The following is a 23972-nucleotide window of genomic DNA, read 5'->3' on the forward strand; positions in this document are numbered from 1 at the left end:
CAGAGAAAAAGGAACACTGGACTCAGCCTGTAAGAATACGCATAATTCCGGCGCGGCCCACCAGCCGCCCGGGTGCTTGCGGGAAACCTTTTGGCGGCCGGCTGGCTTATACAGCATCCCAAAACCGACTTTTCCTGCCATGAAAAAGATACAAGTTGAAATCTGGTCCGATATCCTATGCCCCTTTTGCTACATCGGCAAGCGGCGCCTGGAAACGGCCCTGGCCCGCTTTCCCCACGCCGACCAGATAGACGTGCAGTGGCGCAGCTTCGAGCTGGACCCGCAGGCCAACCCCGAGCCGGGCGTAAACCAGTACGTGCGCCTGGCCGCCAAATACGGCAAGCCCGAAGCTTGGGCCCGCGAAATGAGCGCCAACATGACGCAGATGGCTGCCCAGGAAGGCCTGGCCTTCGACTTCGACCGACTGGTGCCCGCCAACTCCCTGCGGGCGCACCGCCTAGTGCACTTGGCGGCCCGGCACAGCAAGCAGGATGCGGCCAAGGAGCGGCTGTTCAAAGCCTACCTCGAAGAAGGCCTGGATGTAAATGACCCGGCCACGCTCACCCGCCTGGGCGCCGACCTGGAACTGCCTGCCGCCGAGGTAACCCACCTGCTGGCTTCCGACGATTTTACCGACGAAGTGCGCCACGACGAGTACCAGGCCCACCAGATTGGCGTGCGCGGGGTGCCTTACTTCGTGTTCGACGACAAGTACGCCGTATCGGGCGCGCAGCCGGCCGAGCTGTTTGAAGAGGTTCTGCAGAAAGTGTGGGAAGAAGCCCGCCCGCAGCCCGTGCAGCTGGCCGGCTCCGCCGGGGCTGCCTGCGACCTGGAAAGCGGTACCTGCTAAGCTTGATTTGCTCGTTGTTTGTCATGCGTAGTTCGTATCAGTAGCCTGAAAACAACCAACTACGAGCCTACACTCCGAAGCCCCGGCTGCCGCGTTGCAGCCGGGGCTTTTTGATAGCTGCTGAGTTAGCCTAGCTTTGAACGGGATGGTAGACCAGCAGAATAGCGCCGGTAGAAAACAGCGTGGTGTCCACCAGTTTCAGCGTGGCGGGCAGGCCGTCTTCCGGGAAAAACCGCTTGCCGCCGCCCAGCATCATCGGAAACGTCATCAGCCGGTATTCGTCCACGAGGTGGTGCCGTAGCAGTGCCTGCACCAATTGGCCACTGCCGTATACCAGAATATCCTCGCCGCGCTGCGCTTTCAGGCGCCGTACTTCCGCCACCAAGTTGCCCCCGATGATGGTGGTATTGTGCCAGCTGGCGGTTTGTAGCGTGCCGGAGGCCACGTATTTGGGCAAGCAGTTCATCCGGCTGGCAAAGCCCTGCTCGTCGGTTTGCGTGGGCCACACGGCGGCGAAGCCCTCGTAGGTCACACGGCCCAGCAGCAGCGTGTCGGCGTTCAGCAGCTCCTCAAGCTTGTAGCGTTTCTGCTCTTCGCCGAAAAAGGGCATCAGCCGCTCCGGCTTTTCCATCACCCCGTCCAGCGACACAAATTCAGATACCACTACTTTTCTCATCGGTATTTTTTCAGGCGGAAAGAAAGCGCTAGGCCACGCTGAGTGCAGGTGCGGTGGCCTGCTGGCGGCGGTGGTTGAGGTAGTGCGAGGCCGCAATCAAAGCCAAGCCAATAAGAAGCGGAAACCACATGCCCGGTGGGTCGCCCACGGAGATAAAGGAATATAGCGCCCCAGTCAGATCAAACACAAAGCCGGCGTAGGCCCACTCCCGCAGGCGTGGAAAGCCGGGTACCAGAATGGCCAGCACCCCCAGCAGCTTGGCTACGCCCAGAAAAGGCACGAGGTAGGCGGGGTAGCCCAGGTGCCGGAAAAAATCCACCGACTCCGGGGAGCTTAGCACGTTGGGCACGGATGACAGCGTCATCAGCAGGGCCAGCAGCCCCGTAAAAATCCAGTACAGCAGGTTAAGCTTGTTCATGGCAGAAGTGCGTTAGAAGTGAGCAGGCTTACTGCTGAGGCTTGTCATAGTTGAGCATCCAGTCGATGCCGAATTGGTCGGCGAACATGCCGAATGTGGCGCCCCAGAACGTGTCTTGCAGCGGCATCGTGACGGCGCCACCCACGGAAAGCAGGTCGAACAGGCGCTGGATTTCCTCCAGGCTCTGGCAGTTGACGGACAACGAAACCATGTCGCCCTTGGACACGGGCCCCATACCGGAGTCGGAAGCCATTAGTACCATATCGGCCGTGGTCAGGGAGGAGTGCAGCACGTTCTGCAGGGCTTCGGGCGCTACGTGCTCGGCGGCGGGCGTACCTTCAAACGGCTGCACCATCAGCTCACCGCCCAGGCACTGCTGATAGAAGGTCATGGCCTGACAGCAGTTACCATTGAAGGTGAGGTAAGGAGTGAGGCGGGGCGTGTTCATAGTAGTTTAGGGTTGTGAGGTGAAAGAAAAGAAAGATCAGATGCGCTGCTTGCTAAGTAATGTAGTAATATTTGCTACATTTAATCTTTGAAAGCCAACAAAATTAGCAAGAGCCTCGTCCCTGAAACGGGGCAATGCCGACTAATTTGGGGTTGATTCCGACATCTGTTCCGCGTAGCTTTTTTGCCATGAAACGTATATCCATCCTGGTGCCGCAGGGCGCTATTCTGGGCAGTATCGAGGGCCCGCGCCTGGTTTTCTCGGAGGTGAATGCCCTGCTGGCCCGGCTGGGCCAGCCGCCGCTGTTTGCCATGCAGCTAGTGGGGCTCACACCCGAAACGCCCGTGTGCGGGGGGCTTTACACCATTGCTACCCCGCTTTTGCTGGCCGATGTGCCCACCACCGACCTGGTCATCATTCCGGCCATGGATGGCGACCTGGGGGCGGCGCTGGAAGCCAACCACGCGTTCCTGCCCTGGATTGTGCGGCAGTACCAACAAGGCGCCGAGGTAGCCAGCCTGTGCGTGGGGGCGTTTCTGCTGGCCGCTACCGGCCTGCTCGACGGCCGCCAGTGCACTACCCACTGGGCCGCCGCCCAGGATTTCCGCCGCATGTTCCCGGCCGTGGAGCTCATTGAGCACAAGCTTATCACCGATGAGCGGGGCCTGTATTCCAGTGGTGGGGCGTTTTCCTACCTCAACCTGGTGCTGTATCTGATTGAGAAGTACGCCGGCCACGATATGGCCGTGCTTTGCGCCAAGGTGTTTCAGATTGATATGGAGCGCGTGAGCCAGTCGGCATTTATCGTGTTCAATGGCCAGAAAGCGCACGACGACGAGCCCATCCGCAAAGCCCAGGACTACATCGAGGAAAACTACCAGGACAAGATAACCGTGGAGCAGCTGGCTGATATGCTGGCCCTGGGCCGCCGCAACCTAGAGCGGCGCTTCAAGAAAGCCACCACCAACTCCGTGGTCGAGTATATTCAGCGGGTGAAGATTGAAGCGGCCAAAAACAGCCTGGAATCCTCGCGCGACAACGTGAACGAGGTAATGTACCGCGTAGGCTATTCCGACCCCAAAGCCTTCCGGGTGGCCTTCCGGCGCATCACCGGCCTCTCGCCCAAGCAGTACCGCGCCAAGTACAGCCGGGCACTGACCGCGGGGTAGCGGCCCGTTAGGACGAGGACGCCTGCGAGTCGGGTATATTCAAACCCACTCGCTTTATAGTATATTTATGAACGCCGATATTTAGGCGGGCTTATAGGCGTCCATCGTATGAAAAAGTGCCTGATGATTTGGGTTGGCTGGCTGGGGGCTGCTACCGCTTGGGCGCAAGCCCCCGCCGATGTAGTGCTGCTGAATGGCCGGGTGTTCACGGCCGATGCCACCCACCCGACTGCCGAAGCCCTGGCTATCCGCGGGGAGCGAATAGTGGCGGTGAGCACTACGGCCGAAATAACCCGACTGGCCGGCGCCCACACGCGCCGCATTGACGTGGGGGGCGCACTATCACGCCGGGCTTCAACGATGCCCACAACCACTTCAGCCCCGAGCCACGCGGCACCACGCTGGCCTTCACCAGCCTGGAGCCGAGCTGGCCGGAAGCCACCCAGGCCCTTAGCGCCGCCGTGCAGCAGGCCCCGGCCGGTACCTGGATTTTTGGAACCGTGGGCGCTACCGTGGTGCTGAATGAGCAAGTAAACCGCGCCACCCTCGACCAGCTGGCCCCCCGGCACCCGGTGCTGCTGCATGCCCACTACGGGCACGGCTACGTGGCCAACTCTCTGGGTTTGCAAAAGCTGGGAATAAAGGAAAACCAGCCTGATCCGCTGGGAGGCTATTTCGAGCGAACCGGCCCCAAGCGCCAGCTCAACGGCCGCTTCTGGGAGTATGCGCAGTGGCAGCCCTACCGGGAGTTGGCTGCGCAGGTGCCCGATTCGGCGGTGGTGCGGCAGCTGCGGGCGTTGGGTGGCGCGGCGGCGCACTTCGGCATTACCTCCCTGCAGCTTATGTCGACGATGCCTATCGAGCGGTTTACGCGCCTGCTCAATGAGGCCCGGCTGCCCGTGCGGGTGCGGGCTATTCCCTTTGCCGTGACCACACCTCAGGGGCGCGACCTGAGCGAGGCCCGCCAGCTGACTTTCCTCTGCCAACCCGAAAGTAAAGGCCAGCGGCATCAGTGGGTGCTCGATGGCACGCCCTACGAGCGGGGCGCGGCCCTGCGCCAGCCCTACCAGGACCGCCCCGGCTGGAAGGGCAAGCTCAACTTCAGCGAAGCCGAGGTAGCCCGCATGGTACAGGAGTCGGTGGACCTGCGCCAGCAACTGCTTTTGCACTGCGCCGGCGACCAAAGTGCCGCCGTGGTGCTGCAGGCCCTGGAAAACAACGGGCCCGCCGCGGCCTGGCCTGCCCGGCGCGTACGCATCGAGCACGGCGACGGCGTGGTAGCCGATTTGCTGCCCCGGGCCAGCAAGCTGGGCGTGGTAGTGGTCCAAAACCCTATACACTTCTCCGAGCCCCGGCTGTTTCAGCAGCGCTGGGGTACGGCCATGCAGCCCCTCCGCTCCCTGCTGACGGCGGGCGTACCGCTGGCGCTGGGCTCCGACGGGCCGCTGAACCCGTTTCTGAATATCATGATGGCCAGCCTCGCGCCTGCCAACCCGGCAGAAGCCATAACGCGGGAGCAGGCGGTGCAGGCCTATACTTACGGCTCGGCCTTCGCCGAATTTGCCGAGGCCGACAAAGGTCGCCTTGCCGTGGGGCAGCTGGCGGATATAGCCGTGCTGTCGCAGGATATTTTTGCGGTGGCGCCCCCTGAGCTGCCCAGGACGAGCAGCGTCCTCACCCTGGTAAGCGGGCAGGTAGTGTTTGATGCCGGCGTGCTGAAATAAGGTAAACGGGCGCCGCCAGGCTAGCGGGAACCGGCTTGGGAGGCCTGTTTGATCTGCAGGGCTTCGGCCAGCGTCAGGGGCTTGTAGGGAATACCCAGGCGCAGGGAGTTTTCTTCCACCGTAGAGTCGAAGCCGGCTTTTTTGCGCCGCTCATTCACGCGGGCCGCGTCTTCGATGGGCCAGATGAAGGACACCGTTTCGCGCTGGCCGGTGGCGGGGCTGGGCACGCTGTAGCTGCAGCCCTGGGTACCTTAGATCTGGGCCTTGTCCTGGTACATGAGGTGCCGGTCGAGCATGCGGGCGTAGAGGTAGAACGGTACTTCGCCTTTCGCGGCCTCCTGTTCAACCAGCTTCAGGTAGCGCGGAATGCGGGTGGAGTGCTGAATCACGAGCAACGCTACCTCATTCGTAGGCTCCCCCACCAGCGTTTTGCCGGGGTAGCCATACCGCTGGATGATCTGGCCCACGCGCTGGATGTTGATGGAATCCTGCGCCACCATGCGCTGGCTGAGGTAAGGGCCCACCTGCTCCGGCGGAATGCCCGCCGCCTTAGCCACCGAGTCAAACCTAGCTTCCATGCCCGGCCCGGCCCCGAAAAGCCGGCGATACTGCTGATCTACGGCTTCCAGCTGATCCAGCTCCTGCTTCAGCGCCAGGTTGTGTTTGGGCTTGGTAGCCATTGGGGACTGGCAGGCAGCCGAAAAAGCCACCAGCACCGACAGCAGACAAAGAATACCGCAGTTGAGCTTCATAGCAGGCAAGGTAGCAACGGGGCCACGCACTGCTTTCCTGGCGGCAGCCTCACCCCCAAATTTTTTTCGCCTTTATCGGCTGCGTGAGCCCATAAAATCCATTGAAAAGGCCATTTACAGTAAACTGGGCAATATCCAGGCGTTAAACTGTCTCGTACGATTTTTCGACCTGACTCCTGCTCCTGGTTTCTACTCCTATGCCTGCTACTCTGTTTCCGAGGTTACGTTTCCTGGCTGATTACCCTAAGTCAGGATCCCGCATGCTGTTGCTACTCCTTGTGCTGGGGCTGGGGCTGAGTGGCTGTAGCACCGCGAAGGTTGGCTCGGCCACCCGCCAAAAAGTGCAGGGCAAGACCTACGTAATCATTGGCGCCTCCAGCGGGTTTGGCCGCGGCATGGCCGAGCAGCTGGGCGCCTGCAAAGCCAACGTGGTACTGGCGGCCCGCCGTACCGAAGTACTGGAAGAAGTAGCCGCCCAGGTGCGGGCTGCGGGCGGCTCGGCGCTGGTCGTAACCACCGATATCAGCCAGCCGGAACAGGTACAGCGCCTGGCCGATGCCGCCGTGAAGCAGTACGGGAAGGTAGATGTTTGGGTAAACGACGTAGGCGTAGGCGGCATTGGCCGGTTCTGGGAAATTCCCCATGCCGATTACTCCCGGCTGATTGACGTCAACCTCAAAGGCATCGTTTATGGCAGCCAAATAGCTATAAAGCTGTTTCAGACGCAGGGCCGGGGCGTGCTCATGAACCTGGGCTCCGTGGAAAGCGAGGTGCCCCTGGCCTACCATGCCGTATATGCCGCTACCAAGGGCGCCATCCGCAACCTCGGCCAGGCCCTCAACCAGGAGCTGCGCCTGAATGGATACAAGCATATTGAGGTGGTGACGATAGAGCCCTGGGCGGTGGACACGCCTTTTTGGGGCCACGCGGCCAATTACAGCGGCGGCACCCCGCGCATGGCCGCTATGGACCCGCCTTCCAAAGTGGTTAATGCCATGGTGCGTGCTTCGGTGCGGCCCCGGCAGGAGCTGCCGGTAGGCTGGAAGGCCCGCGGGGCATTCTTCTCGCACAGGCTGTTTCCCCACTTTACGGAGCGGTTATCGGCCAACATTGTGCACCGCTACCAGATTCAGACCGCTCCTCCGGCCCCGGCTACTACAGGCGCGGTGTATGAGCCCACGCCTTCAGGCCGGGGTGTGGATGACGGGGTGCGCCAGCGCATAAAGCAGGAAAACCACCAGCGGCGCCAGCAAAAAAGTAAAGAAGTGGTTTCTGCTCAGATTAGCTTGACTGATTGTCAGGAAAGGGCCCTGGCAAGCTCGTGCGTAGGAAAATGATGCGGTATGAGCGTCAACAAGCCCTTTTCTTCCTGCGTAGGAAGTGCATTGTTCCGTTTACAGTAACCAACCTAGATCATGGCTTCATCTTCCAACAATGCCCCCGCTGCTGGCTGGGTAGCGCCCGGCGGCCTTTCGCCCATTCCCAAAGAAGAACTTTTCCGCGTGCTGGACGAGGAAAATATCCAGGAGAAAGACCTCCCGAAAAAAACCAAGCACTTGGCCGACAAAATCCGCGAAACCTACGAAAAGTCGTCGGGCGAGAAGCTAAAGCCCGCCGATATGGACGCCTTCCGGGCGCTGGTTGGGCGGGAAGCCGCCGAGTGGATTGCCCGGCGGCCCCACGTGTAACCTTGAGAGCTGGAAAGCTTCTTGCACCTGCAGCATTACAGAAAAGGCAGCCTCTTCAGGCTGCCTTTTCTGTGGATGTAAGTAGTACTCAGCGGTACTTAGGCATTTCCTCGGGGCGGGAAAGTACCGTGGCTATCAGGCCAAACACGCCCATGGCCAGAAAGGCATTGCGGGCGCGGGTGTTGCGGGCAAAGCCAAACACCCAGGGAGCCGACAACGCGGTGAGGCTGCTGACGGCATCAAGCGCCAGATGCATCTTATAGGGCATTACCCGTACGGCGCCCCACTCGGCCCGGGTAAGCAGGCTCGAGGCCAGGGCCGTGCCGCTGAGAACGTAGGAAAGGGTGGTAGGAGTAGCGTCCTGCGCAAAGCCGGCGGCCGAAGGAGCGGCGGCGGCCGCAGTTACAAAGGAGTAATCGGCAATGACGTGCTGACGGCGGGAGATGGGCTGTTGCATAACGAAGTAGGCTACATGGGAAAACGGCTGCCAACCGACAGCCCTGACCTATGCAACGGGCCGAAACGCCAAAAGGATAAGGTCGAGTTTTCGGCGCCTTCTCTACGGTAATCCGGCGCTGAATCGGCAGAACCAAGGCCAGTTCACGTAGCGGGCCGGCCATTATCCGAAACTTTGCCGGCAGTTGCGGTCCGGGTGCCGGGCTTGTGCGCGGCGGCCCTCGTTTTACTGGGCTGCGGCCGTATCAGCAGCGGAGGCAGCGGTGGTGTCTACGCCGGCGTAGGCATCTTCCGGGGCAATGGGAGCGGCACCGGGCGTATCCGAGGTGGTAGTAGTGGTATCGGCGTCTTCGGTTTTATGCTCGCCGCAGGAGGTTAAACTCAAGGCGAAAATGACCGCCATTACAAAGGACGTCTTCATGAGATTAGCTGGGATGGTGAGCCCGGAAATACGCTTATACCAAATCTGGGGTTCAGCTGATTAGGTGGCCAAAAGCTACTGCCGGGCTACGGGTTTGGTGCTGACCTTGGTGTTCAGGTACCGCTCGCGCAGGGCGGAGGCGGGGCCGGCGGCTTTCAGCACGGGTATGGGCTGGGTAGCGTCCATCGAAAAGCCCTCGATCAGCTCGGGGGTGGTCCAGGGAATGTCGGCGCCGTGGAGGATGTATTTCTGAAACTCGTAGCTGATGTCCTCGTGCAGATAGGCTTGGGCCAAAGCCAGGAAACGCTCATCGGTGAAAGTCTGGCCGGGGGGCAGGCAGGCCTGGCGCAGCTCCCGCATCAGGTCGTCGAGGGAGCGGGTGTTGCCGGAGCGTTTCAGAATTTGGTTGTCGAGCCAGAAGGCGAACAGGGCCCCGCGCCGGTAGGGCAGCTTGCCAAAGGCGCGGCTTTTCCAGTAGTTGTCCTTGATGAGGTAGTTGGGCTGGTTGCGCTCCGGGTTTTTGTAGAGCTGCTGAATAACATCCTCATTAAAGGCCTTCACCCACGCTTCCAGGGTCAGGTCGCCGCTGCGGAGGCGGTTTTTGTAGGCGTAGTAATCCGTGAAGCCCTCCGTAAACCAGTTGTTGAGTTCCCCGTGGGCACCCCGGATCTGCCCGCCAATCCAGTCGTGCAGCATCTCGTGGTTGAACATGTAGCGCAGCAGGTCCCAGCTGTTGAAGGGGTTGTTGGTCGATTGCAGCTTGAAGCCCTGGTATAGTCCCTCGCCCCGCATGCTCTGCCCGCGCCAGGTGGTGTCGGCGGTGGTGATGGTCGGGCTCATGAATACGGTGTAGCGGGCGGGGCCGGCGTCGTGCCAAAAGTCGCGCTGGGCAGTAAGGGCCTGCTGCAGGGAACGGAGAAAGCCCGGCTCGTCGTAGTGGTGCCACTGCCCGCGCAGGGCCACGTACACCGGGCGGTTCTGGTACCGAAACTGGTGCAGGCGGTAGTCGCCGCCCACGTAAAGGGAGCGGTAGAACTCCGTCCATAGCTTGCCCCGAAAGGTTTGCTCTGTGACTTGCGAGGCAAACGTATTGTGCAGCACGTAGCCCGGCGGGAAGCCCACCCACCGAATGGTAGCCGTGAGGCGGGGCTCCACCGGGGAGCTGGCAATAAAATCGGGCACCATAAACAGCGACTCGCCCAGCACGTGAAAGTAGGCGTCCGTCACCCGGGGGCGGTTTACCTGGTCGCGGGTGTAGTCGGCGGCATCCTGCTTCACGCGGTAGGAAAAGCGCACGGTGCGGGTGCGCGGGTGGTACACTACCACGCGGTTGCTGTCGGGCACCACCCGGAATCGGTAGCCGGCGCCCTCGCCCGCGAAGCCACCGAGGCAGCGCAGCAGGTCCGGCTCGCCCCACACCTCGTTGGCGAAGTGGAAGTAGGTAGAGTCCTCGGCCTGTGGGGTGCGCACCTGCACCTGCACGCGCAGGCCTTCGGTGCTCAGGTGCGGGGCGTAGTGCACCTCATACCCGATGCGGGGTTGGGCCCCGGCCAGCAAAGGCAGCAGGCAGCAGAAAAACAGCAGCAGTTTCATGGGTAACGGGCACGGAGAAGCCGGCAGCCAAAGATAGGTGGGCTGACAGTCAGGGTTTTTCACATGATGATGTGAAAACCTGGGGCGGAATTCTATTGCGCCCCGCCTACTGCATATGTGCCTGCCGATGCGTAGCTTGCCTGGGTTCCTGCCTTTCGTGCCTATATGTGACGTATGCCTTATGACTACCGATGAACGTGCCCGCCTGGCGGAGCTTGCGTCGTATGATATTCTTTATTCGGCGCAGGAAAAGCTGTTCGACAACCTCGTGGAGCTGGCGGCTTACATCTTCAGCGTGCCGGTAGCGCGCATTGCCTTCGTGCACGAGCGGGAAGTGTGGCACAAAGCCAGCGTAGGCATGCCGGCTCAGGAGGCCCTGACGCTGGAGCAAACCCTCTGTACCCGCGCCATCGTGGCCGACGAGCCGGTGCTGGTGTACGCCGATCTGGCCGTAGAGCCCGCGCAGGGCACGGCTACGGCTCAGGAGCGACACATCCGGTTTTATGCCGGGGTGCCGGTGCGTACGCCCAGGGGCTTCAAGATTGGGACGGTGTGCCTGGCCGGGTACGAGCCCCGCGAGCTGACCGCGCCCGAGCAGGACCTGCTCACGCAGCTGGCCGACCTGGTGATGCTGTCCCTGGAAGCTCGCCGCCAGCTGCTAACCCGGCACCAGACCGAGGCGTGGCAGCAGCTACGCGAAGAGGCTGAGGACACGCTACACAACCAGATGGCGGTGGTGCGCTACCTCAAAGCCCGTAGCGAAGGCCTCGTGCCAGTACCCGCTGAGCTGCTAAACCCTATTGCCAAGCGGCTAGAGGAAGTAGCCCTGGTGCTAAAAGGAGGAATGCTCTCAGCTAGATAATCAGATAAGAAGAAAAAGGTGGTCAGGCTGAGCTGAAGCGGCCAGCTAGCTTAGCGGGTAGTGACCCAATGCCAGCTGGCCGAAGAACCGTGCGCGTATAAGTTGTCAGCGCACGTTCTGAAACCTTCAGGTAAATGGCTGCCTGTTTTTAAAGTTCTTCAGGAAATGACCACCTCTACCCGGCGGTTTTGCTGGCGGCCTTCGGGGTTGTCGGAGCCGTCGGGCTTGGTGTTGGGCGCTACGGGGTTGGCTTCGCCGAGGCCCTGCACCTGAAACTGCCCGGCGGCACCTGCCTGGTGCTGGGTAAGCCAGTCGGCAATGGCCTGGGCGCGGCGCTGGGAAAGGGTGCGGTTGTAGGCGTCGTCGCCCTTAGCGTCGGTGTAGCCGCTGATAACGACGCGACTTTTGGTGTACTGCTTGACCACTTCGGCCAGTTTCTCCAGGGTGGGCGTGGCCCCGGGCTTGATGTCGGCTTTGTCGAAGTCGAAGAGCACGTCGGTATCGAAGTTGATGACCAGGCCCATATCGGTCATCTGGCCGCCCAGCTCACTGGCCGCGCCCGACAAGTCGCTGACCTGGCCGGTAAGCTTCTGGCCCTGGTCGGGGCGGGGGGCGGCGGCGGGACTGGCCGTGGTGGGAGGGGAGGCACCAAAGGGAGCATCGGCAGTGCCCGTCAGGGGCTGGCCGGCTTCGGAGGCAGCAGTGGCAGCTGGCTGTTTATCGGAGCAGGCGGCAGTGAGCAGGGCCAGCAGCAGCGGCCCGGCCAAGCGGAGGCGGCGGCTCATCGTTGGATGGCGACGCCGTCGAAGGAACCCACGCCCGGCAAGCTCAGCGAGATGGTGGTGCTGGTAGCGGGCGGGGCCGGAAACCTGAAGCTCATGATGCCCGGACCGGACTTGCGGGCGTCGGCGGCCACACTTTTCTTGCTGTAGTCTAGGGGCAGGGCCATGTACAGACCTGACTGGTCTTTGAGCACGTTGTACTTGCGCGAGGTGGCATCGTCGATGTAGGATACCTGGTCGATGTCGGCCCGGACGGTTTCAACGTTGGAATCCGCGTTGGCGGGCAGGGAGGCCTGAAGTTCCACGGTGAGAATATCCCCGATGACCCGCGCTTTGGTGAGGGCTACCTGAGTGCCTTTGGGGCCAGGCTGGGTGGCCAGGGCGGCCGTGGCGGGGGCAGCGGGGGCAGCAGTTTCGGCGCGCTCTACGCCGGCGGCGGGGGCAGCAGGGGCAGCAGCGGGGGCCTCGGCGGCAACCGGAGCGGTGGTGGTTTCGGTGGCTTTCTCCTGGCTGCAGGCGGCCAGACTCAGAGCAAGGGCGCTGACTACTACAAGATGCTTTTGCATGGAATAGGGCGTATGGTTGAGCCTACCGGTACGCAGTCAATGCGTTGGAGGTTAGGTGTCTGCTGATAACGGTGCGGCAGGCCGGGCTTAGAGGAGGAAAGCCAATACCCCGGCTGCACGGGTGAAACGAGCTGTAGAGTGCCTTTGCGCACGGCGCTGCCAAACCAGTATCATATAGGTTTACAATTCGTTTCTTGGGTGTCGCAAAGGGCCCGCGAATTGTCGTGGCAACCCCTGCGGGAGGTTAGGCAGGGGAGTACTTTTACCGGCTGCTTAGTTCCAGTATCTTATGCCCAAACCCGCCGCTACCGTTGAGGAATTTCTGCGCCAGCTTGATGCGCCGCTGCGGGCGGTAGTGGAGAGCTTGCGGCAAACCCTGCTGGCCGCCGACCCGGCCGTGGGGGAGCAGATCAAGTGGAACTCGCCGAGCTTCTACTACACCGGCCCGATGGCGCCCTTCGACCCGAAGGAGTACCGGCGCGACATCGTGGTGCTGAATCTGCACCGGAGCCACCCGCTGCTGGTGTTTCCCACGGGCGCCACCATTCCCGATCCGACCGGGCTGCTGGAAGGAACTTATGCCGACGGCCGCCGCCTGGTGCCCATCCGTGACCTGGCCGATGCCCAGGCCAAAGCGGCGACGCTGCAACAGGTGGTGCGGGCCTGGCTGGAGCGGGTAGAGCCAGCCTAGTAGGCTGTGGGGACAGTAACTGCCAAGGAGATATTTACACCTTTAGAACGTCCTGCTGAGCTTGTCGAAGCATCTCTACCGCTTCGTTGGATTACGACTACAACGAAGCGGTAGAGATGCTTCGACAAGCTCAGCAGGACGAACCGAGTTTGTTTTTTAGACTGCCGACTGCACTTTTTATGACAGCAGCCGCAGTTTACAGCGTGACAACCACCTTGCCCTGGGTCCGGCCGGTGAGGATTTGGTCCAGGGCCTGGGGCAGCTCGGCGAAGGGGACCGTGAGGGAGACGTGGGAGCGGAGCGCGCCGCTGGCGAGCAGGTCGGCTACTTGCTGCATGCCGGGCTCGTTGGAGTCCACGAGCATAGCGCGGGCTTGCACCTGGCGCTGCTCGGCGCGTGCGGGAGTGTCGGGGGTGAGGCCCAGGATGCTGACCAGGGTGCCGCCGGGTTTGAGCACGTCGAGGGAGCGGAGCTGGGTTTCGCCGGCTACGGAGTCAAGCACAACATCCACCGGAGCTATGGCGTGCTCAAAGGCCTGCTGCTGGTAGTCGATTACCTCATCGGCGCCGAGGCTGAGCACGAAGTCGCGCTTGGTGGCGGAGGCGGTGCCGATGACGTAGGCGCCCAGGTGCTTGGCTAGCTGCACGGCGTAGTGGCCCACCCCGCCCGCAGCGGCATGCACCAGCACGCGCTGCCCCGCCTGCACGTTGGCTTGCGTGACGAGGGCCTGCCAGGCGGTGAGGGCAGCCAGAGTAGCGGCAGCGGCATCGGCGGGGCTGGTAGTGGCGGGCTTGCGCACCAGATGGGTGGCGGGGGCAGCCACGTACTCGGCGTAGGCGCGGGCGTGGCCGGGGAAGTTGATCATGCCGAACACTTCGTCGCCAAGCTGGAGGGTGGTTACCTCGGCGCCCACGGCTTCTACGGTGCCCGCTACGTCCCAGCCCAGGATGAGGGGCTGCTGGTCTTTGATGCGGCCGTAGATGCCCTTGCCCTCGGTGGACTTTGCATCGACGGGGTTGACGCTCAAGGCCTGCACGCGCACCAGTACTTCGGTGGGGGGCGGGTATGGGCGTGGGCAGGTCGGTTAGCTGCAGGGCGCGGGGGCCGGTAGGCTCGGCGAGGATGTAGGCTTTCATAGGAGAAAGGGTGTGGTTGAAGAACACGGCAAAGGTGGGGACCGGATGGGTTAGGTCTGTGGTATGATTCGGGGATAATGCGGAATGGAAACGCTATATACGGGGAGCATTAATCAAAAAATGGGCTACTTCTGCTACTATTGCTCTGTTGATGGCCTATTTTTCCCTGAATCATGCAAGTAGAGCTTTCCCACGCGCCGTTTGAGATTCTGGTAGAGGACGTGACGGAGTGGCGCAAGCGGCCGGAGAAGCACAACTTCTTCGAGCTGGTGCTGGTGGAAGAAGGGCAGGGACGGCAGTGCATCAACTACCAGTACGTGCCCTACCATCAGCACAGCATCTTTCTGCTGCCCCCGCTCAACTGCCATTCCTTTGAGGTGCTCACGCCCACGCGCTTTTTGTTCGTGCGCTTCACCAACCAGGTGTTTGATAAGAGCCGGCCGGGGGAAGTGGACTTCGAGGATTGGTTTCGGAAGATGTCCTACATCCTGGTGAACTACAACCGGGTGCCGGGCGACATCATCCGCTCTGGGTGCGACAAAGAGCACCTGATACACTTGCTGCAACTGGTGCGCCACGAGCACGCCCGGCGCGACAAGTTCTCGGCGGGCATGATTCAGAGCTGCCTGGTGACGATTCTCAACATCCTGGCCCGCAACATTGAGGGAGCATTTATGGCGGCCGGAGGCAGCGCAGCGGCCCCGCGCTTTCAGCAGGTGCTCAACCACGTGCAGCACCACCTCTTCGACAACGAGCAGCTGCGCGTGGCCCGGCTGGCCGAAGAGTTCAACGTGTCGGCCACGTACTTTGGGGAGTATTTCCGGCGCAACGCGGGGGAGTCGCTGCAGGAGTACGTGCTGAAGTCGCGGTTGAAGGTGGCGGAGGCGCGGCTGCTGTACTCGGGCAACTCGGTCAAGGAAATTGCCTACGAGCTGGGCTTCAGCGACGCCAGCCACCTTTCGCGTTTGTTTAAGAAGTACCACGGCTACACCATTCAGGCCTTCAAGCAGCGCGGAGCCTTCGACTTGCTCACGGCCGGCGCGCCCACCTGCAGCACCGTGGCTTGGCGTACATAGGGGCTTGACCTTTCGGCGGTGGGCTGCGTACTAGGTTCCCGGCCCCTGCGCGTGCTGCCTTGGCCTCGGGCGAAACAGCACGCGCAGGGGCTGGCATTGCTGAACCCTTCATTGATCCTACGTATGGAACTGCATCATATCCGCCGCGGCACCGGCAAGCCTCTGCTGCTCATTCATGGCATTGGGAGTACCTGGCACTCCTGGGAGCCCATTCTCGATGAGCTGGCCGCGCACCGCGAGGTGGTAGCTATAGACCTGCCCGGGCACGGGCAAACGCCCGCACTACCGGGCACCAATACCTTTCTGGGCCTGACTGATGCCGTGGCGGACTGGTTGCGTGACGAGCAACTGGAGGGCATCGACTGCGTGGGCTCCTCGATGGGGGCGCGGGTGGTGCTGGAGCTGGCCCGGCGTGGGGTGGTGGGGGCGGTGGTGTCGCTGGACCCTGGGGGCTTCTGGGAGGGCTGGCAGACGCCTTTCTTCTACTACTCTGGCGCGGCCTCGGTACGCCTGCTGCGCACCCTGGACCCCGTGCTGCCTACTATCACCAGCTATACCTTGGGGCGGACGGTGCTGCTGGCGCAGTTCTCGGTGCGGCCCTGGGCGGTACCGGCTCACCGGGCGCTGCGGGAGCTGCGCAGCATTGCGCGCACTTCCGTGTACGACGAAGTGCTCCGCGACCTAGTGTACGGGCCCAGGCAGCAGGGCCTGCCCGCGGGCAGCCTGCGTCAGCCGCTGGTGATTGGGTGGGGGCGGCAGGATAGGGTGTGCTTTCCCAGCCAGGCGGGGCGGGCGGTGGAAGCCTTTCCGGATGCGACGCTGTACTGGTTTGACCAGTGCGGGCACTTCCCCCACTGGGACCAGCCTGCCGAAACCGTGCAGCTTATTTTGTCGGTGACGGGCAAGCAGGCAGTGGCCGCAAACGTACCTTCGGCCCGTACGGCGGCGGGGTAGCTTTGGCGGCTAAGTAGGCTGCTTCGATTGACGCCCCCAGCCGCCTGGTTGGGGGCGTTGTGGTTTTGGGCCGGGTGTGGCCCGCGTCAGGATGGGGTGGTTGTAGAGCGGGCTCTAGCGCTGGGCCTGGGCGCCAAGCTGGGCTTCGAGGCGGCGCAGGCGCTCCTCCAGGGCTGCCGTAGTAGCCGGGGCCGGCAGGTTCTGCTGCTGGCCCATCTGCTGCACCCTGCTGGCGCAGGCGGGCGTTGTCGGCTTTTAACTCCAGTACCTGCCGGTACAGGGCCTGGATGGCAATCAGGTTCACCCCGTCGAAGTCGGCCTGGTTGATGGTGGAGTCGTTGCCGATGGTGCCGAGGGCGTCGTGGCCGAAGGCGGCGTAGAAATCCTGGGCCATGGGGCCATAGTGGCGCATGGTGCGCGGGTCCTGCTCCTTGTAGTTCCACGAGCCCAGGCGCATCCGGTTGATCTGCTCCAGAAACCGGTTGCCGTCGGCCAGGCGCACTAGCTCCTTTTTGGTGGAGTCGGAGGTGATTTGCCAGGAATTGCCGTTCGCGGCCAGGGATACACCCAAGCTCATGTTGCTGTTGGGAAACAGGCGGTAGCCCCCGGCGTAGCGGGCCGAAAACTGGTTGTTGACCGAGGCTTTGAGCGAGTCGTTGATCGAGCCATCGGCAATGGTGAAGGTGCCGCTGCGGGTGCCGGCTGAAGCGTAGCGGCCCATGACAATAGCGTAGTCGGCGTTGGCGGTGCACCGCTGCCCCAGCGCCACCGCCGACTCGCCCTGGGCTTTGTTGAAATAACCCCCGGCCACGCTGTAGCTGTCAGAGACGCGGCAGCTGCGGCCAAAGACCAGCCCGGCATCAGATAGCGACGATACGGCGTTGCTGCGGCCCAGAGCCGTGCTGTAGTGGCCGCGCACCTCATTGTCGTACCCTGCCGCGAAGGAATAGAAGCCAGCGGCAACGTTGTCATATCCCAGGGCGGCGGAGTAGAAGCCGGCATTCGCCCCGTCCCACTGGTCCCCGCCGACGCCCCCGGCGCGGAAGGCCCCGTAGAAGCTGGTCCACATCAGCCGGTCGCCCTGTCCGGAGAAGGGTGGATCCTGGGGTCCCATGCCGATGCTCGTGCGCATCAGTAGGCCGGCATCGGCGTTGGATATATGCAGGCCTATACCGTTGCTGTAGTTATTGACAGGGCGGATGTAGCCGTTGCCCAGGCGTGCCAGGCCGTTGGCATCTACGCTCAGGCCCACGGTGCCGGGCGTGGCCGCCGTGCCGCCCACCAGGCGCTTACCGTTCAGTACAATGTTTTGGGTGGCGACGTGGTTACCGAGGTTGTCGCCCGAGCGGGTTTTGTTGGGGATGAAGTTCCAGCTGCCGCTCATGGCGTACCAAAAGCCGGTGCGGCCATCGGTCTGGAATACCATTAGCCCATCGGTGGGGGAGGTGATACCGACGCGCTGGACCGAGTCGAGGCGGGGAATGAGCAGGCCCTTGTCGGTGGCGGAGAGGTCGAGCACCGCTTTGGCATCGGGCGTGCCGGCGGTGCCGATGCGAACCCCGCCGGTTTGGGCCCGGGCAGTGGTGGCGAGCAGGGCACAGAGGCCGGTCAGGAAAAGGTAGCCGTGTTTCATAGAAGTAAGGTGGCAGTGGAGGGGCAAATTAGCGCCCGGGCCTGGATGCCGCCGGGATATGGTAGTAAACAACTGCAAAGTACCAGTAGATGACCATTCCTGGTTTGTCGGGACCGGTGCGAGGGGCAGCACAACGCCCGACCTCCCTGGTGGGAAGCCGGGCGCGGCTGCTGCAATAGATAGTGCGAAAGGATAGGGGGCGACAGGCAATAAGGAAACGCGGGGGCTACTTCTTTGGACAGCAAAAAGGACGTAATGCTTTCCAGAACGTCATGCTTGATCTGGCGTCTGCGGAGTCGAAGTCTCTCTACCGCTTCGTTGGGGTCAGCCTTCCCAAGTCTCCAGGTCTATGGGTTGCCAACTGGGGTTGAACGCCGCAATCAGAGCGTCTTTCTTTTGTCGGGTTCAGCCTTTCAACTGCTTTTCCCGGGCAATGGCCTGCGTTGCGTCGGGGCACTGCTCGTAGTACACCAGCAAATCCGATTGGTACCGCCCGGTGAACTTGCCTGCATCGCCGCGGCCCTGGCTGTGCTCATACAGGCGACGCTTGAGGCCATTCGTCACGCCAATGTAAAGTACGGTTTGGGTCGGGTTGGTCAGGATGTAGACGTACATAGACGATACGAAGACATTTAGAACGTCATGCTGAGCGGCTCGCCCTCCTAAGCCTCTTGTCATGCTGAGCGAAGCGCAGCGAAGTCGAAGCATCTCTACCTCTGGCTAATCATATAGCAATGCAACGAAGCGGTAGAGATGCTTCGACTACGCTGCGCTTCGCTCAGCATGACGGTGTATTTGGTTGCGGTGGTTGCTTTGTTTACTGTGCATCTTCCGAACTGCGCAACTGCCCAGCTGTGCAACCGGGCCACGGGGGCTAGGCAGGGGTGGGCTTTTCCTTGCTGGCGGCGGTGTTGATGATCTGGCGGGCCGACTGGTAGGCGGTGTGAAACCCGGGCTGGGGCCGCCGGTAGCGCACCAGGTACTTATCGACGCGGTTGCGCAGCAGGGCGGTGGCCGTGCGCAGATCGGCGGCCAGGGCGGCGTTCTGGGCCTTGGTATCGGCGGTGCTGACGCGGGGGGCGGCTTGCTCGGCCTTGAAGGCGGCCAGGGCGGCAGCCAGATCGGTGAGCTCCTGCTGGGTGACGCCCTGCTCCTTGAGAGGCGTGAGCAGCTCGTTGGCGCGGGTGTGAATGTTTTTGGCGATGCGCGGCAGGTCGTTGTCGGTGGCGCGCAGGAGGCCTTTTTCGGTATAGTCGGCGTCGGTGTGGAGGCTGATGTCCTGGATTTCGTCGGCGTAGGCGAGGAGGGCCGCGGCGGTTTCGGCGGTGAGGCTGGCCAGCCGGGCTTTGGTTTTCTGCTTGACGGCCCCGGGCTTGGGAGCGGCGCCGGCGGCCTGCTGGGTGGCGGCGGTGGGGTCGAGGCCGGCGACCAGCGCGGCCAGGGAAAGGCGGGCGGCGGTGAGGGCCTTGTTGGTGAGGTAGAGGGGGGTGTGGTCGGTGAGGACGCCCAGGGTGGCTTGCAGCATTGCCAGCCGGGCCCGTTGCTTGTCGGTCATAAGAGGATGAGGGTTAAAGTGTAAGGGGAATATAGGAATATAGACAACTGGTTGTGAAGGCGGCGGCGGAAATATGTTGCGCTACCCCGCGCCGGGCGCTGACCGGGCTGCGAAGGCCGGTGGCGGGCGTGCGAAGGGCACTGTCGCTCATGCGATGGCCGCTGACCAGCGTGCGACAGGCCGTGGCGCCTCTGCGATAGGTGCTGACCGTCGTGCGATGGCCGCTGACCGCCTTGCGATGGGTGCTGACTGGCGTGCGATTGGCAGTGGCGGCCGTGCGATGGCCGCTGACCGGCGTGCGATAGGCAGTGGCGGCCGTGCGAGGCGCTTTGTCGGCCATGCGAGAGGCCATATCAGTGGCGCGACTGGCTATACCGGGTGCGGAAGGGAGTGGCGGAGGCGCGGCAGGCTCTGTCACGGGTGCGACGAGCTTGGCCGCGTTGCTGCGGCAGCTTCAGGCTACAGGAGAAGCGGGGTGGGAGCATTGTATAGCATGCTGCACTCCTGGCGCGAGCTTGTAGCTCGTGCCTTACTTGACGTTAGGCTTGGCCTCACCTGTTGGAACGACTAGCGCAAGGCCGAATTGCTGCCCGGCGGCAGATGAGGTACAACCTCATCGTCATTGTGGGCACGAGCTACAAGCTCGCGCCAGATGGGGTGGGAGTGCCTTTGACGCGGGTGCGGCTGAGTTACTTAGATCAGTTTCGCTCTTGTACCGGACGCTGCCACGTGAACAGAAATGGCAAAAATCCCAGCATCAGTAACGCTGAGCCTACAATCCCCAGCCGAGTAGCCAGCGGCCACGCTTCAAATGGCCACTGCAGAAAGGCTAAGCCCCTCTTGACAGCCATGCTTTCGTCGTAGTGCGTCCAGGAAGTGAGTATGGCGAGTCCAAACAGCGCAACGGGCAGTAGCTTGCTTTCGCGCCTATGCCATACCACTAGTGCTGAAAAAACACAGCTCGCCAAAATAGCTAAGAACCAAGAATATACCTGGCTCACCAACAATCCATTTATCTCTTCTGCTAGATGGGAAAGAGGTGCATCGAAAATAGCCTTCATGCCTCCCATTCTATATAGCTCTATTATCTCTGTATAGGGAATTGTGGCTACTTGTCGCGCACCCAGCACCAGAAACGGGATACCCAGCAGGTGCAGGGCCAGCAAGCGCCAGTTGATGGGTTTGAGGCGGATAGGCATATTCACTAGGCTGATACCGTTGCGGAAGTTGTCTGCTGAAGGCGTGATTGTAGCTCCTGCATTCGGTCTGTTGACTGAAGCTTTGAGCCTGTATCTATAGCATCCTGCAGCTGCTTGTGCGCAGCCTGAAGAAAGGCTTCTGCCTGGGGAGTGTTTCCTTCGGCCCACAACACGGCTGCTTGGGCAAAAAGCCCCTCCTGCGCCGTGAAAGGCTTCACTTGTTGGGCACGGTTCAGCCAATGACGCGCCTGCTCTACATCGTGGGTACGCAGGGCCGCTACGTAAGCCGCTTCACAGAACAGATACTGTTGCACCTCGGCTGAGGCAAGGTGCTTCCGATCCAGCGCCTCATTCAGGTGCCGCCGGGCGCTATCCAAGTCCTGGCAATCATCGAAATAGATATAGGCCCAGGAATGGGCATAACAGTCCAGCACATTCTCACCGATGGTTTCGCTGCTATGCGCTAGAAGGCCTTGTACCCATTCGGTATTCCACAGACGCGGCCGAGTGCCTTGGTAAGATGACCCCGAGAGCTGCAGCAGGAACAGCTGCTGATACATGGCTTTATCCCGTCGGAGCATATGCGACAGCATGAGGCTATCCTGAATATAGCCGGTAGTAGTTCTCACAGGCACGAACCCCAGGACTCCTTGCACGATGGATATCCAACCGAAAATAGAAAGGAGTGTGGAGAACAGATACTCAGGTAGTCTATTCTCTGGGGTGCTACCAAACGACTCGGGTAAAGCTGCTAAGAGTAGTAAGGCCAAGCTACCACTGAGCAGGTTAGCTGCCGGACCAGCGGCTACTACCAGCATATACCGGCGGCGTAAGTGGTCGTAGTGAGTGGTGTACACCTGAACCATACCGCCCACTTTAGCCACAAGCCTCTGCAGGCGAGCTTGCCAGCCAGTTGCCTTTCGCTCCAGATGTAAAATGCCGGCGGTAAAAGATACTACTGTAAAGCCTGCTGATAGTGCCCCTGCTACATGGCCTAGCTCATGGATAATGACGACCAGGAAATTGGCAAGCACAAGCGCAATCAGCCAAAACAATAGCAAAACAGGCCAGGGCAAGTGTAAGGCTTCGGCCTGGGAGGAGATGCTGGTAAACCAGTCAGCGCCTTTTAGCCACAGCAGCGGGCCCAGCAAAAAGGCTAGATTGAATATCCCTTGCCGTCTCTTCTTTTGCTTCAGTTGCTCAGGAGTAAGTGAAGATTCAGGCGTATCAGGCTTTGAGAAGTCGAGCATAAATTAATTACCGAAGGTAGTACAGTGCTTAAGGATAAATTGGGGGTAATAAAAATAGGCGCTATTCCCGAAGAAACAGCGCCTATCTAAAGGGGAATTGCTATTTAAACCCCACGTTTCCTCACGCCCTAACTTGTTGAGAATACGCTTGGCGGCTTGCACGTTCTTCACGTCTTCGATGCTGAGGATGAGCTGTTCCTTGCGCTCCTTCATGGAGGCCGAGCGGGTGTGGGTTTGCACGTAGGAGAGGATATTACCGAAGGTGTCGCCCTGGAAGTAGGCCTCGTTGCCCGTGGCCGGGATGTAGCCTTTGAGCAGGTTCTTCTTGAGGGTGAGCTTCTCGAAGCCCACCTGGCAGGCCTGCCAGCGCAGGCGCACGATGTCGGCGAGCTGCTCTACCTCGGCGGGGAGGGGGCCGAAGCGGTCTATCATGCCGGTGAGCACCTTGCGCAGCTCCTCGGGGTTTTTGGCCCGATCGAGCTTGCTGTACAGCTGCAGGCGCTCCGAGGCCTGAGTGTATGAGTCTGCGTGGGCAGTTACCTTTGCGTCTCATCGTTTCGACTTTCGTATGGCGTTAGCGGCACAGGAACTGCAACAGATACTTGCGCAGGGAGAAGGTATTTCAGTAGAGTTTAAGCAGGCACGCAAGGGCATACCGCGTGATGCTTTCGAAACGGTTTGTGCCTTCCTGAACCGCCAGGGTGGTTATCTCATACTCGGCGTGCGGGATGATGGACAGGTACAAGGAGTAGCTGCAGGTTTGGTGGAGCAACTAAAACGGGACTTCACCACGCTCAGCAATAACCCGAACAAGCTGCACCCGGCGATGCTGTTGGAGCTAACCGAAATATCTCTGGATGGCCAACAACTATTGTACGTATATGTGCCGCAAAGCTCACAAGTACATCGGTGCGACAACGTGGTGTTTGATAGAGGCCACGAAGGAGATTTTCGCGTTACAAGCGACACCGATATTAGTCAACTATACGTTCGCAAAAGTAGCTTCTACACCGAAGGACGGATTTATCAGTTTCTGCGCATGGAAGATTTGAGGCCGGAATTGTTGCCTCGGGTCCGTACGCTTATCCGAAACAACCGCGCGAATCATCCGTGGCTGGCGCTGGATGATCTGGAGTTTATGCGGCAGTCGGGACTATGGAAACGGGACTATCAGACTGGACAAGAGGGATTCACGCTGGCGGCGGCTTTACTGCTGGGACGGGACGAGGTAATCCAGAATGTATTGCCCCATTACCGGATTGATGCGCTAGTGCGCCGGCAGGATATGGACCGGTATGATGACCGGGTGGATATTCGGACAAATCTGCTCGATGCCTACGACCAGCTAATGAATTTCACGACTCGTCATCTGCCGGACAAGTTCTTTCTGCAGAATGGCCTGCGCAGCAGCCTGCGAGATTTTATTTTCCGGGAGGTAGTTGGCAACCTCATTGTGCATCGGGAGTACATCAATCCTACGCCCGCCAGTTTTATTATCTATGCTGACCGGGTAGAAGTACGCAATGCGAACAAGCCCACCCATTATGGCCCTATCAATCCGGAGCAGTTCGCTCCGTTTCCGAAAAATCCTACTATTGCCAACTTTTTCGGGCAACTGGGCCGGGTAGATGAATTAGGATCTGGTATTCGCAACGTCACCATTGGGTTAAGGGAGTATGCACCAGGCAAGCAAGCGGGGTTTATTGAGGAAGACGTATTCAGAACGATAATACCAATCCCTACTTCGACAGTCAGTGACCCTTTGGGTTTTGTTTTTCTCGTGAAGTTGCTAGTGCTTTATCCGGCTTAGGTTTGCCTTCTGCAGTTCAAAGCAGACTAGCTATTGAGTTAGAGATTTTAAGGATAAGAGGTTTGCAGACATCCTCCCAACTAGCCACATTAGTGAATGTTACCGCCAGAACAATTCGGCGAGACATGGCTATCCTGCGGGAGCAAGAGTTAGTCGTGCTCAACGGTAATGCATATGAGTTGCATGAAGCGTGGGAACAACTGGACGTAGGGACATGAAACGGACACGGGCGGACATCTGATGTCCGCCCGTGTCCGTTTCAT

The 23972-nt window shown here is 60.8% G+C and carries 27 protein-coding genes and 1 pseudogene; 11 read left to right on the top strand and 17 right to left on the bottom strand.

What is annotated here, in order from left to right:
• The first annotated feature begins 139 nt into the window (after positions 1–139).
• The gene (locus tag LRS06_RS11020) at positions 140–850 is read left to right on the top strand and encodes a DsbA family oxidoreductase (protein ID WP_257871532.1); all 711 of its coding nucleotides are present in this window, start codon (positions 140–142) and stop codon (positions 848–850) included.
• A gap of 130 nt (positions 851–980) precedes the next feature.
• On the opposite strand, the gene LRS06_RS11025 is transcribed toward LRS06_RS11020, so the two are convergent.
• Genes LRS06_RS11025 through LRS06_RS11035 form a run of 3 tightly spaced genes read right to left on the bottom strand, consistent with a single transcriptional unit; the run spans position 981 to position 2392 of the window.
• The gene (locus LRS06_RS11025) at positions 981–1526 is read right to left on the bottom strand and encodes a dihydrofolate reductase family protein (protein WP_257871533.1); all 546 of its coding nucleotides are present in this window, start codon (positions 1524–1526) and stop codon (positions 981–983) included.
• Positions 1527–1554: 28 nt separating this feature from the next.
• On the bottom strand, positions 1555–1944 hold the full coding sequence (locus tag LRS06_RS11030; RefSeq protein WP_257871534.1) for a DoxX family protein: 390 nt from the start codon (positions 1942–1944) through the stop codon (positions 1555–1557).
• Between the two features lie 28 nt (positions 1945–1972).
• Positions 1973–2392, bottom strand: a complete 420-nt coding sequence (locus LRS06_RS11035) for a VOC family protein (RefSeq protein WP_257871535.1) — start codon at positions 2390–2392, stop codon at positions 1973–1975.
• A 188-nt stretch (positions 2393–2580) separates the two neighbouring features.
• On the opposite strand from LRS06_RS11035, the gene LRS06_RS11040 reads away from it, so the two are divergent.
• Together LRS06_RS11040 and LRS06_RS11045 are read left to right on the top strand one after the other, a co-directional pair.
• Positions 2581–3561: a GlxA family transcriptional regulator gene (locus LRS06_RS11040; RefSeq protein WP_257871536.1), complete on the top strand. Its 981-nt coding sequence runs from the start codon at positions 2581–2583 to the stop codon at positions 3559–3561.
• 341 nt (positions 3562–3902) lie between these two features.
• Positions 3903–5285 (top strand): amidohydrolase, encoded by a 1383-nt coding sequence (locus tag LRS06_RS11045; RefSeq protein WP_257873405.1) that lies wholly within the window; start codon positions 3903–3905, stop codon positions 5283–5285.
• 20 nt (positions 5286–5305) lie between these two features.
• Here the strand turns inward: LRS06_RS11045 and LRS06_RS11050 are convergent, their stop codons facing one another.
• Positions 5306–5512: a hypothetical protein gene (locus tag LRS06_RS11050; RefSeq protein ID WP_257871537.1), complete on the bottom strand. Its 207-nt coding sequence runs from the start codon at positions 5510–5512 to the stop codon at positions 5306–5308.
• A gap of 24 nt (positions 5513–5536) precedes the next feature.
• Positions 5537–6037 carry a hypothetical protein gene (locus LRS06_RS11055; RefSeq protein ID WP_257871538.1) on the bottom strand — a complete coding sequence of 167 codons (501 nt, stop codon included), beginning with the start codon at positions 6035–6037 and terminating at the stop codon, positions 5537–5539.
• Between the two features lie 260 nt (positions 6038–6297).
• On the opposite strand from LRS06_RS11055, the gene LRS06_RS11060 reads away from it, so the two are divergent.
• Both LRS06_RS11060 and LRS06_RS11065 read left to right on the top strand, forming a co-directional pair.
• Positions 6298–7374: an SDR family oxidoreductase gene (locus tag LRS06_RS11060; protein WP_257871539.1), complete on the top strand. Its 1077-nt coding sequence runs from the start codon at positions 6298–6300 to the stop codon at positions 7372–7374.
• Positions 7375–7452: 78 nt separating this feature from the next.
• The gene (locus LRS06_RS11065) at positions 7453–7725 is read left to right on the top strand and encodes a hypothetical protein (protein WP_257871540.1); all 273 of its coding nucleotides are present in this window, start codon (positions 7453–7455) and stop codon (positions 7723–7725) included.
• 88 nt (positions 7726–7813) lie between these two features.
• Here LRS06_RS11065 and LRS06_RS11070 read toward each other — a convergent pair whose 3' ends face one another.
• From LRS06_RS11070 to LRS06_RS11080, 3 genes are all read right to left on the bottom strand, one after another.
• Positions 7814–8182 carry a hypothetical protein gene (locus LRS06_RS11070; RefSeq protein WP_257871541.1) on the bottom strand — a complete coding sequence of 123 codons (369 nt, stop codon included), beginning with the start codon at positions 8180–8182 and terminating at the stop codon, positions 7814–7816.
• 225 nt (positions 8183–8407) lie between these two features.
• Entirely contained in the window at positions 8408–8602 is a 195-nt protein-coding gene (locus tag LRS06_RS11075; protein ID WP_257871542.1) for a hypothetical protein, read from the bottom strand.
• 75 nt (positions 8603–8677) lie between these two features.
• Positions 8678–10195 (bottom strand): hypothetical protein, encoded by a 1518-nt coding sequence (locus tag LRS06_RS11080; RefSeq protein ID WP_257871543.1) that lies wholly within the window; start codon positions 10193–10195, stop codon positions 8678–8680.
• Between the two features lie 181 nt (positions 10196–10376).
• On the opposite strand from LRS06_RS11080, the gene LRS06_RS11085 reads away from it, so the two are divergent.
• Positions 10377–11057: a GAF domain-containing protein gene (locus tag LRS06_RS11085; RefSeq protein ID WP_257871544.1), complete on the top strand. Its 681-nt coding sequence runs from the start codon at positions 10377–10379 to the stop codon at positions 11055–11057.
• A 158-nt stretch (positions 11058–11215) separates the two neighbouring features.
• On the opposite strand, the gene LRS06_RS11090 is transcribed toward LRS06_RS11085, so the two are convergent.
• Positions 11216–11842 (bottom strand): OmpA family protein, encoded by a 627-nt coding sequence (locus LRS06_RS11090; protein ID WP_257871545.1) that lies wholly within the window; start codon positions 11840–11842, stop codon positions 11216–11218.
• Positions 11839–12405, bottom strand: a complete 567-nt coding sequence (locus LRS06_RS11095) for a hypothetical protein (protein ID WP_257871546.1) — start codon at positions 12403–12405, stop codon at positions 11839–11841. Before LRS06_RS11095 ends, LRS06_RS11090 begins: the two co-directional genes overlap by 4 nt.
• Positions 12406–12694: 289 nt before the next feature.
• Here LRS06_RS11095 and LRS06_RS11100 point away from each other — a divergent pair, with 289 nt between their 5' ends.
• The gene (locus tag LRS06_RS11100) at positions 12695–13096 is read left to right on the top strand and encodes a DUF1801 domain-containing protein (protein WP_257871547.1); all 402 of its coding nucleotides are present in this window, start codon (positions 12695–12697) and stop codon (positions 13094–13096) included.
• 196 nt (positions 13097–13292) lie between these two features.
• Here the strand turns inward: LRS06_RS11100 and LRS06_RS11105 are convergent, their stop codons facing one another.
• Complete coding sequence (locus tag LRS06_RS11105; RefSeq protein ID WP_257871548.1) at positions 13293–14138, bottom strand: NADP-dependent oxidoreductase; 846 nt, start codon at positions 14136–14138, stop codon at positions 13293–13295.
• A gap of 267 nt (positions 14139–14405) precedes the next feature.
• On the opposite strand from LRS06_RS11105, the gene LRS06_RS11110 reads away from it, so the two are divergent.
• Positions 14406–15308, top strand: a complete 903-nt coding sequence (locus tag LRS06_RS11110; RefSeq protein ID WP_257871549.1) for an AraC family transcriptional regulator — start codon at positions 14406–14408, stop codon at positions 15306–15308.
• Positions 15309–15431: 123 nt separating this feature from the next.
• On the top strand, positions 15432–16262 hold the full coding sequence (locus LRS06_RS11115; protein ID WP_257871550.1) for an alpha/beta fold hydrolase: 831 nt from the start codon (positions 15432–15434) through the stop codon (positions 16260–16262).
• Here the strand turns inward: LRS06_RS11115 and LRS06_RS11120 are convergent.
• The 6 genes and pseudogenes from LRS06_RS11120 to LRS06_RS11145 form a co-directional block, all read right to left on the bottom strand.
• A complete protein-coding gene (locus LRS06_RS11120; RefSeq protein ID WP_257871551.1) occupies positions 16192–17895 on the bottom strand; it encodes a tail fiber domain-containing protein in 1704 nt (567 codons plus the stop codon). The two genes, LRS06_RS11115 and LRS06_RS11120, sit on opposite strands and share 71 nt — an antisense overlap.
• A gap of 405 nt (positions 17896–18300) precedes the next feature.
• Positions 18301–18510 (bottom strand): GIY-YIG nuclease family protein, encoded by a 210-nt coding sequence (locus tag LRS06_RS11125; protein ID WP_257871552.1) that lies wholly within the window; start codon positions 18508–18510, stop codon positions 18301–18303.
• Positions 18511–18769: 259 nt separating this feature from the next.
• On the bottom strand, positions 18770–19450 hold the full coding sequence (locus LRS06_RS11130) for a hypothetical protein (RefSeq protein WP_257871553.1): 681 nt from the start codon (positions 19448–19450) through the stop codon (positions 18770–18772).
• A 698-nt stretch (positions 19451–20148) separates the two neighbouring features.
• Positions 20149–20649: a hypothetical protein gene (locus LRS06_RS11135; RefSeq protein ID WP_257871554.1), complete on the bottom strand. Its 501-nt coding sequence runs from the start codon at positions 20647–20649 to the stop codon at positions 20149–20151.
• 5 nt (positions 20650–20654) lie between these two features.
• Positions 20655–21899 carry a M50 family metallopeptidase gene (locus LRS06_RS11140; RefSeq protein WP_257871555.1) on the bottom strand — a complete coding sequence of 415 codons (1245 nt, stop codon included), beginning with the start codon at positions 21897–21899 and terminating at the stop codon, positions 20655–20657.
• A 3-nt stretch (positions 21900–21902) separates the two neighbouring features.
• Positions 21903–22400, bottom strand: a pseudogene (locus tag LRS06_RS11145) (TRCF domain-containing protein); the annotation flags it as partial.
• A gap of 67 nt (positions 22401–22467) precedes the next feature.
• On the opposite strand from LRS06_RS11145, the gene LRS06_RS11150 reads away from it, so the two are divergent.
• Both LRS06_RS11150 and LRS06_RS25540 read left to right on the top strand, forming a co-directional pair.
• Positions 22468–23709 carry an RNA-binding domain-containing protein gene (locus LRS06_RS11150; protein ID WP_257871556.1) on the top strand — a complete coding sequence of 414 codons (1242 nt, stop codon included), beginning with the start codon at positions 22468–22470 and terminating at the stop codon, positions 23707–23709.
• Positions 23710–23711: 2 nt separating this feature from the next.
• A complete protein-coding gene (locus LRS06_RS25540) occupies positions 23712–23927 on the top strand; it encodes a DeoR family transcriptional regulator (protein WP_374679424.1) in 216 nt (71 codons plus the stop codon).
• Positions 23928–23972: the final 45 nt, after the last annotated feature.

The sequence above is a fragment of the Hymenobacter sp. J193 genome, assembly GCF_024700075.1.
In the GTDB taxonomy this organism is placed as follows: domain Bacteria; phylum Bacteroidota; class Bacteroidia; order Cytophagales; family Hymenobacteraceae; genus Hymenobacter.